10 protein-coding genes are annotated in these 13,764 nt (G+C 61.8%); all 10 read left to right on the top strand.

Annotated elements, in window-relative coordinates; all coding sequences use genetic code 11:
• Positions 1-225: 225 nt before the first annotated feature.
• The 10 genes from dnaE to bamA all read left to right on the top strand — a co-directional run bounded on the left by dnaE (position 226) and on the right by bamA (position 13,761).
• Positions 226-3,669, top strand: coding sequence for a DNA polymerase III subunit alpha (dnaE, locus tag Q0X62_RS14810; protein ID WP_297737576.1), 3,444 nt, complete (start codon positions 226-228; stop codon positions 3,667-3,669).
• Between the two features lie 192 nt (positions 3,670-3,861).
• On the top strand, positions 3,862-4,746 hold the full coding sequence (gene rpsB, locus Q0X62_RS14805; protein WP_297737573.1) for a 30S ribosomal protein S2: 885 nt from the start codon (positions 3,862-3,864) through the stop codon (positions 4,744-4,746).
• 34 nt (positions 4,747-4,780) lie between these two features.
• Positions 4,781-5,716 (top strand): translation elongation factor Ts, encoded by a 936-nt coding sequence (gene tsf, locus Q0X62_RS14800; protein ID WP_297737570.1) that lies wholly within the window; start codon positions 4,781-4,783, stop codon positions 5,714-5,716.
• Between the two features lie 48 nt (positions 5,717-5,764).
• Positions 5,765-6,556, top strand: coding sequence for a UMP kinase (gene pyrH / locus Q0X62_RS14795; protein WP_366946178.1), 792 nt, complete (start codon positions 5,765-5,767; stop codon positions 6,554-6,556).
• Positions 6,557-6,579: 23 nt separating this feature from the next.
• The gene (gene frr, locus Q0X62_RS14790; RefSeq protein ID WP_297737564.1) at positions 6,580-7,140 is read left to right on the top strand and encodes a ribosome recycling factor; all 561 of its coding nucleotides are present in this window, start codon (positions 6,580-6,582) and stop codon (positions 7,138-7,140) included.
• Between the two features lie 25 nt (positions 7,141-7,165).
• Positions 7,166-7,903 (top strand): polyprenyl diphosphate synthase, encoded by a 738-nt coding sequence (uppS, locus tag Q0X62_RS14785; protein ID WP_297737562.1) that lies wholly within the window; start codon positions 7,166-7,168, stop codon positions 7,901-7,903.
• Positions 7,887-8,690 carry a phosphatidate cytidylyltransferase gene (locus tag Q0X62_RS14780; protein ID WP_297737557.1) on the top strand — a complete coding sequence of 268 codons (804 nt, stop codon included), beginning with the start codon at positions 7,887-7,889 and terminating at the stop codon, positions 8,688-8,690. Before uppS ends, Q0X62_RS14780 begins: the two co-directional genes overlap by 17 nt.
• Positions 8,690-9,877: a 1-deoxy-D-xylulose-5-phosphate reductoisomerase gene (locus Q0X62_RS14775; RefSeq protein WP_297737554.1), complete on the top strand. Its 1,188-nt coding sequence runs from the start codon at positions 8,690-8,692 to the stop codon at positions 9,875-9,877. Before Q0X62_RS14780 ends, Q0X62_RS14775 begins: the two co-directional genes overlap by 1 nt.
• 16 nt (positions 9,878-9,893) lie before the next feature.
• On the top strand, positions 9,894-11,336 hold the full coding sequence (gene rseP / locus Q0X62_RS14770; RefSeq protein WP_297737551.1) for an RIP metalloprotease RseP: 1,443 nt from the start codon (positions 9,894-9,896) through the stop codon (positions 11,334-11,336).
• A gap of 37 nt (positions 11,337-11,373) precedes the next feature.
• Positions 11,374-13,761 carry an outer membrane protein assembly factor BamA gene (gene bamA / locus Q0X62_RS14765; protein ID WP_297737548.1) on the top strand — a complete coding sequence of 796 codons (2,388 nt, stop codon included), beginning with the start codon at positions 11,374-11,376 and terminating at the stop codon, positions 13,759-13,761.
• Positions 13,762-13,764 lie beyond the last annotated feature (3 nt).

Genomic DNA, 13,764 nt, shown 5'->3' with positions numbered 1-13,764 from the left:
ACAAAAGCAGAACTCGCGATTGGGGAGAGCGTTATGCGCCGTGTTGTTCAAGATGTGTCTGCTGCGACTGCCGTTCTCGGCTTCGCCTGGATGATTGCCATGTGGGGATCGGTTCTCGGCGCGGCCTGAAGCGGCTAGACTGATGGCCTGACTCGACGTCGCCGCCCGTGGCGGCGGTCGGGGCAGGGCAGGATCAGTTTCGAGGCCGGACTTCAGGAGCGACGCATGGGCGTGCAACATCCCTTTGTGCATCTGCGTGTGCGGTCGCCCTATTCGGTCCTCGAGGGCGCGATCCGCATGCCGCAGATGGTGGAGGCCTGCCAGACTTACGGCATGCCGGCCATTGCGCTCACCGACACCAATAATCTGTTCGGGGCGCTGGAATTTTCCGAAGTCCTCTCCGGGGCCGGTGTGCAGCCCATTGTCGGTTGTACGCTGAAGGTCCGGATGGGCGACCCGCATCCCGGTGAACGGGCCGAGCCGGATGGCACACTCGTCCTCCTGGCCCAGGATCAGGTCGGCTATGGCAATCTGATGGCGCTCTCCAGCGCCGCTTATTGCGATGTTGATGGGTCCGAGGAGCCGCATGTGCCGCTGGCGCTTGTCCTGGAGCATGCGGCGGGTGTCATCGCGCTGACCGGCGGGCCGGACGGATTGCTCAACCGGTTGATTGTCGGGGGGCGGCAGCCGGAAGCGGCTTGCTATCTCGCCGACCTCCAGGCCGCCTTTGGCGACCGACTCTATGTCGAATTGCAGCGCCATGGCCAGGCCGAGGAACTACAGGCCGAGGACTGGCTGGTGCGCGAGGCCTATGCCCGCGATTTGCCAATCGTCGCGACCAATGAGGCCTATTTCCCTGACCCGTCCATGCACAAGGCGCATGACGCCCTATTGTGCATATCGGAGAGCTCCTTCGTCTCCGTCGCCGATCGTCGCCGCGTCACCGCCGATCATGATCTGGCCTCGCCGGAGACCATGCATGCGCGCTTCGCGGATCTGCCCGAAGCCCTCGAAAACACGATCACGATTGCGCGTCGCTGCGCCTTCCGCGTCCGCACCCATCCGCCCATTTTGCCAAGCTTTCCGACGGTTGGCGGTCGCGACGAAGCCGAAGAATTGGTCGCGCGCGCCCATGAGGGGCTGACCGAACGCCTGGCCAGCATCAATGCCGCTGCACCGGAGGCGGAGTATCGCGAACGGCTCGACTTCGAGCTCGGCATTATCAAGCAGATGGGCTTCCCGGGCTATTTCCTGATCGTTTCGGATTTCATCCAGTGGGCCAAGAATCATGACATCCCGGTCGGGCCGGGCCGGGGTTCCGGGGCCGGCTCGCTGGTCGCCTATGCGCTGACCATTACCGATCTCGACCCTTTGCGCTTCGGCCTGCTCTTCGAGCGCTTCCTGAATCCGGAACGCGTCTCCATGCCCGACTTCGACGTCGACTTCTGCCAGGAGCGACGCGGCGAGGTGATCCGCTATGTGCAGGAACAATACGGCCATGACCGTGTGGCCCAGATCATCACATTCGGAACGCTTCAGGCCCGCGCTGTGGTGCGTGATACCGGCCGCGTGCTCCAGCTCCCCCTCGGCTTGGTCGACCGCCTCGCCAAAATGGTTCCGGCCAATCCGGCCAATCCGGTTACCCTGGCCCAGGCGCTCGATCTTGAGCCGCGCCTTCGGGAAATGCGTCGGGATGATGACTCGGTCGACACGCTGCTCACGGTCGCATTGAAGCTGGAAGGCCTCTACCGCAATGCCTCCACCCATGCGGCCGGCGTGGTGATCGGCGATCGCAAGCTGTCCGAACTCGTCCCGCTTTATCGCGATCCGCGGTCCGACATTCCGGCCACCCAGTTCAACATGAAATGGGTCGAGCCGGCGGGCCTGGTAAAGTTCGACTTCCTCGGTCTGAAGACCCTGACCGTGATCGCCCGCGCGCTCGGCTATATCGCTTCGGCCGGCAAGGATGTGCCCGACGTCGAGGGGATTGATTTCGACGACCAGGCGACCTTCGATCTCCTCCAGTCCGGCCATGCGATTGGCGTGTTCCAACTGGAATCATCCGGTATGCGCGACACGCTCAAGAAGATGAAGCCGGATGCGATCGAGGATTTGATCGCCCTGATCTCGCTCTATCGACCGGGCCCGATGAAGAATATCGACGTCTATGTCGACCGGAAGTTTGGCCGGGCCGAGGTGGACAATCTCCACCCGGACCTGGAAGGCGTGCTGTCTGAAACCTACGGCGTTATCATCTATCAGGAACAGGTGATGCAGATCGCCCAAATCCTGTCCGGCTATTCGCTCGGTGAAGCCGACCTTCTGCGCCGGGCCATGGGCAAGAAGAAGAAGGAGGAGATGGACAAGCAGAAAGTCCGTTTTCTCGAAGGGGCCGAAGAGAAGGGCGTCAGCCGGGAGAAGGCGTCCTACATCTTTGAACTCGTGGCCGAGTTCGCCGGTTATGGCTTCAACAAGTCCCACGCCGCCGCCTATGCCGCGATCGCCTATCGTACCGGCTATCTGAAAGCCAATTACCCGGTCGAATTCATGGCCGCGCTGATGTCGCTGGACGCCGCCAATACCGACAAGCTGGCGGCGTTTTTCCAGGAAATCCGGCGCATGAAGATCGAGGTGCGCCCGCCGGACGTGAACGCCTCCCAAGCCGATTTCTCGGTCGAGGAGGGCACGATCCGTTTCGCCCTTGGCGCAATCCGCAATGTCGGCTTTGTGGCGATGGAACATATCGTCGAGGAGCGCGAGGCCAACGGGCCCTTCCGTGACCTCTATGATTTCGCCGAGCGGGTCGATCCGCGCCAGGTCAACAAGCGTACCTTCGAAAACCTCGCCAAGGCCGGGGCCTTTGACAGTCTCGATCCGGACCGGGCCCGCGTCATGGCGTCGGCGGAAACCCTGATTTCGATGGCCCAGCATGCGGCCGAACAGCGCGAGAGCGCCCAGGCCAGCTTGTTTGGTGGTGGGGGGGAAGAGGCGCAACTGGAGCGGCCTCGCCTGCCGCAGCCGGACCCCTGGACCGCCACACAGCGCCTTGATGCCGAATTGTCGGCCATCGGCTTTTATCTCTCAGGGCATCCGCTGGATGATCTGGCTGAGCATCTGGCCGGGCGCGGCGTTGTCTTCTTTGCCGAAGCCCCGGCCCGGGTCGCTGACGGGGCGACCGCCCTGCGTCTCGCGGGAATGGTGCGGCGTCGTCAGGAACGGGTCTCCAACAAGAATGGCGAGCGCTTCGCCTGGACGACCCTGTCCGATCCGACAGGCGAGTTCGAGGTCTTCGTCAATTCTGATCTCCTACAGAGCTCGCGGGACATTCTGGACAGCGGTCAGGCCGTGATGATCAATTGCCGGGTCGATGAGCGTGACGAGCAAATCTCATTCTTTGCCGACAAGATCGAACCGCTTGACACCAAGATCTCCGCAGAACGCCTGCGCATCCGGCTCGACGCCACTGACGCCCTGGCTGGCATACACGCGCGTCTCGAGCGGGCGAATGGGCGCAAGGACGCCTCCCATGATGCCGTGGTCGAGCTGTTGATGCCGCTACGTGATGGTGGCGAGATCGAGCTGCGTCTGCCCGGTCGACACAGCGCCGACGCGGCGCTGCAGGCTGCCCTGAAAGGGGTGAAGGGCGTCGCCTCGATCGAGAGTGCCTGATCGCGGTCCGGCATCGCATGCCAGCACTGCAATTCCGGCGGGTCTGCCCGCTTGCCAACACGCCCTTGCAAGCCTATAAGCCGCGCCATTACGCACACGGGGCTACGTCCGGTCTTTGACCTGACGCTCCGGTGTCACTTGCAGGTGCAGGTGACTCCGCTCCGTGGAGGCCAACCGGAAAAGGAAAAATCGATGGCTCTCCCTGATTTCAGCATGCGTCAGCTGCTTGAAGCTGGTTGTCACTTTGGACACCAGACCCACCGCTGGAACCCGAAGATGAAGGATTTCATCTTTGGTGAGCGGTCCAACATTCACATCATCGACCTCTCGCAAACCGTTCCGCTGCTGCACCAGGCCCTGGTGAAAGTGCGCGAGACGGCTGCCAAGGGCGGTCGCGTCCTCTTCGTCGGCACCAAGCGCCAGGCTTCGGAGCCGCTGGCCGCTGCCGCCGGTCGTTGCGCCCAGTATTACATGAACCAGCGCTGGCTCGGCGGCACGCTGACCAATTGGCGCACCATCTCCAACTCCATCGCCCGCCTGCGCGAGCTGGAAAGCATGTTTGAAGGTGAGGGCGGCCTGGCCGGTCTGACCAAGAAAGAACAGCTGATGCTGACCCGGGAGCGTGAGAAGCTTGATCGCTCGCTCGGCGGTATCAAGGACATGGGTGGCACGCCGGACCTGATGTTCGTGATCGACACGAACAAGGAAGGCATCGCCATCCAGGAAGCCAAGAAGCTTGGCATTCCGGTCATCGCCGTGGTCGACACGAATTGCGATCCGGACCTGATCGACTTCCCGATCCCGGGCAATGACGACGCCTCGCGCGCCATCTCGCTCTATTGCGACCTGATCGCGGATGCGGTTCTGGACGGCATGAGCGACAGCCAGATGGCGATGGGCATGGATCTGGGCGAAGCCGAAGCGCCGGTCGAGACCCTGGTCGACGCCGCGCCGGCAGAGGAAGCCAAGGCTGAAGCGGCTCCGGCCGAAGAGGCCAAGGCTGAAGAGGCTCCGGCTGCAGAAGCCGAGGCCGCTGCCACGGATACGTCATCTGAATCTGACAAGACCGAAGCGTAACGCTTCGATCCAAATCGAAATCCAGGAGAAACCGATGGCTGCCATTACCGCTGCTCTCGTGAAGGAACTGCGCGAAAAAACCGGCGTAGGCATGATGGACTGCAAGAAGGCGCTCAACGAGAATGATGGCGACTTCGAAGCCGCTGTCGATTGGTTGCGCAAGAAGGGCCTGTCCAAGGCTGCCAAGAAGGCCGACCGTGTCGCCTCTGAGGGCCTCGTCGCCGTGTCCACCGATGGTGGCAAGGGTGCCGTGGTTGAAGTGAATTCGGAAACCGACTTCGTGGCCCGGAACGAAAAGTTCCAGTCGGCCGTGAAGGAAATCGCGGCGCTGACCATCAGCGCAGGCGCCGATGTCGACGCCATCAAGGCCGCCAAGCTGGCCTCCGGTGACAGTGTTGAGGATCACCTCACCAATCTGATCGCCACGATTGGTGAGAACATGTCCCTGCGCCGTGCCGCCGTCGTGACGGCTGAGCCGGGCGTGGTTGCCTCCTACGTCCACAACCCGGCTGTCGCCGACATGGGCGCCATCGGCGTTCTGGTCGGTCTGAAGTCGGATGGTGACAAGGACAAGCTCGCTGAGCTGGGTCGCAAGATCGCCATGCACGTGGCTGCCGGTTCGCCGGCCGTGGCAGTCTCGGTCGATGTTGACGGTGTCGACAGCGCCATCGCCGACAAGGAACGCGAAGTCTTTGCTGACCAGGCGCGCCAGTCCGGCAAGCCGGAAAACATCGTCGAGAAGATGGTGGAAGGTCGGATGCGCAAATTCTTCGAGGAAGTCGTGCTCCTGAAGCAGGCTTTCGTGATGGATCCGGACAAGACCATCGAGCAGGTGCTCGAAGCGGCTGCCAAGGACCTCGGCGCTCCGGTCGAGATCTCCGGTTTCGTCCGCATGGCGCTGGGTGAAGGCGTCGAGAAGAAAGAAGAAGATTTCGCGGCCGAAGTTGCAGCTGCAACTGGCCAGTCCTGATTCTTCTGACAACAAGCGGCGGCGCTTCCCAGCGCCGCCGCTTTCTATATGCTGCACGCCGTGACTGATTCATCTGCATCCGGGCCGGCTGACGGCCATGCGGGAACGCCGAAATTTCGGCGGGTCCTGCTCAAAGTTTCTGGTGAAGCCCTCATGGGCTCCCAGAATTATGGCATCGACATCGATACCGCTGACCGGATCGCGCGCGAAGTCGCCGCAGCCGTGGCTGCCGGGACGGAGATGTGCCTCGTCATTGGCGGTGGCAATATCTTCCGCGGTCTTTCCGGTGCCGCGAAGGGCATGGACCGCGCCGCGGCCGATTACATGGGCATGCTGGCGACCGTGATGAACGCGCTGGCCATGCAGACCGCCCTCGAGCGTATTGGCGTCCAGACGCGCGTCCAGTCGGCCATTCCCATGACCACGGTCTGCGAACCCTATATCCGCCGCCGCGCCACGCGGCATATGGAAAAGGGCCGGGTCGTGATCTTCGCCGCCGGTACTGGCAATCCCTTCTTCACCACCGATACAGCGGCTGCCCTTCGCGCTGCCGAGATGAATTGCGATGCCCTCTTGAAGGGGACGCAGGTGGACGGGGTCTATTCCGACGATCCGCGTACCAATCCTGATGCCGAGCGCTATGACCAGCTCGACTATCTGGATGTCCTTACGCGGGACCTGCGCGTGATGGATGCCTCGGCGGTGACGCTGATGCGTGAAAATGCGATACCGATTGTCGTATTCGACATTCACAAGACCAATGGTCTTGCGCGTGTGCTGGCCGGGGAGGGCCTGTGCACCATGATCGGCAAGATGAAGACTGACGCGTCAGCCGGCTGACAACAGGAAAGAGCAAGAACGCCATGAGCGACGAGTATGACGAGAATGATCTGAAGCGGCGCATGGACGGCGCCATTGAAGCCCTGCGCAAGGAATTCGGCGGTCTGCGGACTGGCCGGGCCAGCGCCGGCCTTCTGGATCCGATCAAGGTTGAGGCGTATGGCACACCGACCCCGATCAGCCAGGTTGGAACCGTTTCGGTGCCCGAGCCGCGCATGATCACGCTCAATGTCTGGGACAAAGGGCTCGTCGCGGTGGTCGACAAGGCGATCCGCAATTCGGGTATTGGTCTGAATCCGGTCGTTGAAGGCCAGCTTCTGCGCATTCCGATTCCGCCGCTGAACGAAGAGCGCCGCGCCGAGATCGCCAAGCTGGCCGGCAATTATGCCGAGCATGCCCGCGTCGCGGTCCGCAATGTGCGCCGTGACGGCATGGACGCGCTCAAGAAGATGGAGAAGGATGGCGACCTGTCCGAGGACGAGTTGAAGGCCTTCTCCGAGGACGTCCAGAAACTCACCGATGAGGCCATCAAGCGGATTGATGAGAGCCTGAAGGCCAAGCAAGACGAGATCATGCAGGTCTGATCATCCCGTTTGGCGGAGCGAAAGAATGAGTGACGACGCTTCCGCTGACCAGCCCGGTCCGAGGCACGCAGCCATTATCATGGACGGCAATGGCCGCTGGGCGAAATCCCGCGGCCGGCCACGCTCCTTCGGGCATAAGCGCGGGGTTGAAACGGTGCGGCGCACCGTCGAGGACGCTGGTGATCTGGGTGTGCGCTATCTGACCCTGTTCTCTTTTTCGACAGAGAATTGGAGCCGACCGGCAGATGAAGTCGGAGCGCTTTTCGAACTGCTCAAGCATTATGTCGAGGCCGACCTGGAAGGGCTTGCCCAGCGCGGGGTCCGGATTCGCATCATTGGCCGACGCGACAATCTGGGGCCGGACCTGGTGGCGATCATTGATCGCGCCGAGGCCCGCACATGCGAGAATACCGACTTTCATCTGACCATCGCTTTCAATTACGGCGGACGCGATGAATTGCGGCGCGCCAGCCAGGCCATCGCGCGCGCCGCCGCGAGTGGCGCGCTTGATCCGGACCAGCTGGATGAGACAGTGCTGTCCGGCTTCCTCGACACCGCTGACCTGCCGGATGTCGACCTGATGATCCGCACCAGTGGCGAGCAACGCATCTCGAATTTCTTGCTCTGGCAGGCCGCCTATGCCGAGCTTGTCTTCCTGGAGGTGCTTTGGCCGGATTTCGATCGCCAGGATCTGGCCCGGGCCATCGACACTTATCGTCAGCGCAGCCGTCGTTATGGAGGCGTAGATGTCGGCGCCGCGTGATCCGGTCTTCCGGCGTCGTCTGATCTCTGCGCTTATCCTCGGCCCGCTGGCGGTCGCATTGCTCTGGGTTGGTGATCTCGCTTTCACAGCCTGGGTGGCGGCCTTCGCGGCTGCGATGGCCTGGGAATGGATCCACATGTCCGACCAGGACGCACCGCCGGTCGCTTATGCGATTGCCTGTGCGACAGCATCGGGCACGGTTCTTCTTGCCGGTCAGACCAGTGTCATGGACGCACTCGCCTGGGGCGCAGCAGGGACCTTGGCCAGTGGTATCGAGCGCTGGCGCCGCGGTTGGTCAAGCGAAGTGCTGGGCATTCTTTACGTCTCGCTCAGTGCAGCCCTGCTGGCCGCCATGCGCGCCGAGCCGGAACATGGATTGAAAGCCGTTATCCTCCTCTTCGCGATTGTCTGGGCGGCGGACAGCCTTGCCTATCTCGTTGGCACCTGGATCGGCGGGCCCAAGCTTCTGCCCCGGGCCAGTCCGAAGAAAACCTGGTCCGGCTTCCTGGCCGGTATCGTAGCGGGCGGCGCGGCGGGCTGGGCAGCAGGGGGCTTGTTCGGACTTGATCCGGTTCGAGTGCTTCCCTTTGCGCTTGTCGTTGCGCTGGCTTCGGTCGGTGGCGATTTGGCCATGTCGGTGTTCAAGCGCAGTTTCGGGGTCAAGGATTCCGGTACGCTCATACCGGGCCATGGCGGCGTGCTCGACCGGGTCGATGCGCTGATGCTGGCCGTGATCGGCGCGGTGCTGGCCATGCGCGTCTGGCCGCTGGGCTGGGAGGCGAGCTGATGTCACGCCGGATCTCCATCCTGGGCGCCACGGGGTCGGTTGGCTTGGCCACGCTGGACCTGATCGGACGCGCGGCGCCGGGTGCGTACAAGATCGTTGCCCTGACGGCGAAGACCAATGCCGCCGAGCTGGCACGGCAGGCGATCCGCTTCAATGCTGAATGTGTGGCCATCGCCGATCCGGCTGCGGCGAAGGCTCTGCAAGCCGCGCTCAGGGACCATCCGGGTATCGAGATCGGTGTGGGCGAGGCGGCGGTCTGCGAAATGGCGGCCCGTGATGCCGATTGGGTGATGGCCGCGATTGTCGGCGCTGCCGGTCTCAAGCCGACCCTGGCAGCCCTGCGGCAGGGCAGGTCGCTGGCCTTTGCCAACAAGGAATGCCTGGTCTGCGCCGGCGCGCTCTTCATGGATGAGGCGGCGCGCTGCGGCACGACGCTCCTCCCGGTCGACAGCGAGCACAACGCCGTCTTCCAGGTTTTTGACCCGGCCCAGCGCGACACCATTCGTTCGATCACGCTGACGGCCTCAGGCGGGCCTTTCCGCGAGGCCAGCCACGAGATGATGGCGCGCGCCTCGCGGGCCGACGCCCTCGCGCACCCGACCTGGGAGATGGGCGCCAAGATCACCATCGACAGCGCCACCATGATGAATAAGGGGCTGGAAGTCATCGAAGCCTGCTGGCTGTTCGATCTTCCACCCGACCAGGTCGACGTCGTGGTCCATCCGCAGTCCATCGTTCATGGCCTGGTCGAGTATGCCGACGGTTCGCTTCTGGCCCAGCTTGGGTCACCGGACATGCGTACACCGATCGCCAGCGCGCTGGCCTGGCCGAAACGGATGCCGGCACCGGTTGAACGGCTGCGCCTGACGGAGATCGGGCGGCTTGATTTCCAGCCACCGGACCTGACCCGGTTTCCGGCCATTCGTCTCGCGCGTGAGGCGATCCAGGCCGGCGGTATCGCGCCGGCTGTGCTCAATGCTGCCAATGAAATCGCGGTCGAAGCCTTCCTCGCGGATCGCATCCGTTTCCTTGACATCGCTGCGGGTGTTGAAGAGGTTCTCGAGCGCAGCCTGTCGGATGCGGACATGCCGCAGGCGCTAACGGCTTTTGAAGATGTTTTCGCCATTGATGGTCGGGCGCGCCAGATGGCACGGGACTTGATGGTCGAGCGCCAGACACTTCCATAATCACAGGCAATTTTTCATGGACCTGATCGGCAGCGGTTTCCTGACCATTTTCTCCTTTGTTTTCCTGATCTCGATTGTCGTCGTGATTCATGAGCTTGGGCATTATTGGGCAGGGCGCGCCTGCGGCGTTCACGCGGAAGCCTTCTCCATGGGCTTTGGCCCGACCCTGGTCTCCTGGCGGGACAAACGCGGCACCGTCTGGCGTGTCGCGGCCTTTCCGCTGGGTGGGTATGTGAAGTTTCTCGGCGATGCCGGCGCCGCCAGCGAGCCGGATTCCGACAAGCTGGACCAGCTCCGTGCCCAGATGGGTGCGGCGGCGGATCGCTGTTACCATTTCAAGCCGATCTGGCAGCGAGCCTTCATTACGGCGGCGGGCCCGATCGCCAATTTCATCCTTGCGATCTTCATTTTTGCATCGCTCGTGCTGACCCTGGGTAATCGTGAGCTCCAGCCGGTCGTGGGCGCTGTGGTTCCGAATTCGGCGGCCGCAGAGGCGGGGATCGAAATCGGGGATCGTTTCGTGTCGATAGACGGGCGCGATGTGGATACGTTCAACGATATCATGCGCATGGTGATATCCGGCGGATCCAGTGAGCTCGATGTGGTGATCGAGCGTGATGGCAGCCCGATTTCGCTGCAGATCGTCGCCCAGCGCAATAATGTTGAAGATGAATTCGGCGGATCGCGGCGCTTGCCGCAGCTGGGCGTGCAGGCCTATTCCGATCCGGTCATCGGCGGCGTTGTTCAGGGCAGCCCGGCCCATGCAGCCGGATTCGAAGCGGGCGATCGCATTCTCGCGGTCGACGGTGCGCCGGTACGCAGTTTCCAGGAATTTGCCAACCGGATCGATGGTGCCGCCGAGCGTGTCGAAGTCGAAATCGTTCGTGATGGCGAAAACCGGATCATCGGCACGGATGTGGGGCCGCCGACCGAAACGCCCGGAACCACTTCGCCAGCCTTCAGCCGGCTAGGCCTGGTTTCGATGGGTCTCATGGTTGATTACCGACGCTTCAATCCGATTGAGGCGATAGGGTATGGCTTCCAGCAGACCGGTGCCGTGGTTTCCACCACGGTTGACTATGTCGGCAATATCGTGACGGGGCAGGCGTCCCCGGAGCTTTTGAACGGTCCGCTTGGAATTGCCACCGCAGCGGGACAGGTCGCCCAGCGCTCGATCGACGGCCATGACAATGCCTTCAATGCTGCACGTTCCTTGCTTATAAACCTGATAAATCTGGCTGGTGTCCTGTCGGTCGGACTGGGATTGGTCAATCTTCTACCGATACCCATCCTCGACGGCGGGCATTTGGTGTATTACGCCTATGAAGCGGTGGCACGACGTCCGCTGAGCATGAAGGCACAAGCACTCGGTTTCCGGGTGGGGCTTGTTTTCGTGCTCGGTATGATGCTTGTAGCGACCTGGAATGACCTGAATTATTTGCTCGGACAGATATTCTGACAATTATCTGACTGAGCCCAGCAAGCGGCGATCTTCCATGGCGAGTGTTCTGCGTGTGCTCTTCGCAGCCCTGATGACTGTGACTGTGTCGGCTATAGCCTCGGCACAACAATCGGGTGCGGAAGTTCCCGCGACGACCCAGCAAGAGGTGCAACAACCCGCACCTGCACCGGTGATCCGGCAAATCCTGGTCGAGGGCAATCAGCGGGTCGAGGCGGACACGGTGTTGTCCTACTTGCTGATTCAACCGGGCCAGCCCTTTGACGAGCGCCTGGTGAATTTGTCGATCCAGACCCTGTTTGCGACGGGTCTGTTCTCGGACGCCCAGTTCGAGGATCGCGGCGAGATCGTGATTGTTCGAGTCCAGGAAAACCCGATCATCAACCGCGTCATCCTTGAGGGGAATAGCGCGATTGATGACGAAAAGATCACCGACGAGATCCAGGCCCAGCCACGCGCGATCTTCACGCGCTCGCGGGTTCAGTCGGATGTCCAGCGCATCATTGAGGTCTATCGCCGCTCCGGCCGGTTTGCCGCGACCGTGACGCCCAAGATTGTCGAGCAGGCCCAGAATCGCGTCGATCTGATCTTCGAGATATCGGAAGGCCCGGTTACCGGGGTTCGCCGCATCAATTTCATCGGCAATGAGAGCTATTCCGACCGTCGCCTGCGCCGCGAGCTGGTGACGCGCGAATCGCGTTGGTGGCGGTTCTTTTCGTCGAACGACAATTATGACCCGGATCGTCTGGAATATGACCGCGAATTGCTGCGTCAATTCTATTCAAACCAGGGTTATGCGAATTTCCGCGTCCTGTCGGCTGTGGCCGAGCTGACGCCGGACCAGCGCGATTTCTACATCACCATCACCATTGATGAGGGTGAGGTCTATAATTTCGGCGAGGTCAATGTGACCACCGAGATTCCGGACCTCAATCCGGACTTCCTGCGCGCCATCCTGCCGGTCCAGGAAGGCGATCTCTTCCAGGGTCAGCTGATCGAGGACAGTATTGATGCGTTGACCTTCTCGGCCGGCGCGGCGGGCTATGCCTTCGTCAATATCCGCCCGCTGACCTCGCGCAATCGCGAAGACCGCACCGTTGATGTTGAATTCGTCATCGATGAAGGGCCGCGCGTCTATATCGAACGCATCGACATTGCCGGGAATACCCGGACCCTGGACCGCGTCATTCGGCGTGAGCTGGACATTGTCGAGGGCGATGCCTTCAACCAGGTCCTGATTGACCGTTCGCGCAATAATGTCCGTCGTCTTGGCTTCTTCGAGGAAGTCGAAGTCGAGGAAACACCGGGCTCAGCGCCGGACCGCGCACGGGTGAATGTGTCGGTGTCCGAACAACCGACCGGCGAGCTGGCTTTTGGTGCCGGTTTCTCTTCCACAGATTCCTTCCTGGTCGATCTCTCGATCTCGGAGCGCAATCTGCGGGGCCGCGGCCAATTCCTTCGCTTCCGGATCTCCGCCTCGTCGAATCGTGAATCGCTGGATATTCGCTTCACCGAACCGCGTTTTCTGGATCGCAACCTGGCCGCCGGCTTCGACCTCTTCCGGGTCAATTCGGACTTCCTGTCGGAAGCCTCCTTCCAGACCGAGTCGACCGGTGCGAGCTTGCGGCTCGGCTTTCCTGTGACGGCCTCCACCAATCTGCAGCTTGGCTACACCTATCGTACGGATAACGTGCTGGTCTTTTCCTCGGCCTCCTCGGCCTTGCTGAACCAGGCTGGCAGCCGCAATACATCGGTGCTGACCTACACGCTGAACTGGTCGCGTCTGAATGACCCGATCGAGCCGAGCAATGGTTATCGCTTGCAGTTCACACAGGGTTTTGCCGGTATCGGTGGGGATGTCCGCTATGTGCGCTCCGAGTTCAATGGTGCCGTCTATCGGCCCTTCTTCCCGGGGCTTCTGGGCGATGATGTCGTTGCCAGCTTCACCATGAATGGCGGATTTGTCCTGCCTTGGGGCGGCGACTCGGTGCGTATCAATGACCGCTTCTTCAAGGGCGGCAACTCTTTCCGGGGCTTTGAAGTGGCCGGTATCGGTCCGCGCGCTGTCTCACGCGACCCGGATACAGGCGAATTGATCCGGGGTGATGCCCTGGGTGGCAGGCTTTATGCAGTGGGCGCACTGGAAGTCTCATTCCCGCTCGGTTTGCCCGAGCAATACGGGGTGAGAGGGAGCTTGTTCACGGAGTTCGGCACGCTTGGCATGCTCGACTCCGCGGATCAGGTAGACGAGGGAACAAACGCGGTGTTCACGGTTGACGATCTGGCGCTTCGCGCGTCAGCCGGCCTGAGCATCTTCTGGGATTCACCATTTGGACCGGTCCGGTTCGACTTTGCGCAGGCTTTCATTCGGGAAGACTATGACAGGGCCGAATTCTTCCGGTTCAGCACGCGAACAGGGTTCTAAAAC

This window comes from uncultured Maricaulis sp., from assembly GCF_947259345.1.
Taxonomy (GTDB): Bacteria; Pseudomonadota; Alphaproteobacteria; order Caulobacterales; family Maricaulaceae; genus Maricaulis.
The sequence above is the reverse complement of the archived record's forward strand: the minus strand, read 5'-3'. Positions and strand labels throughout refer to the sequence as shown.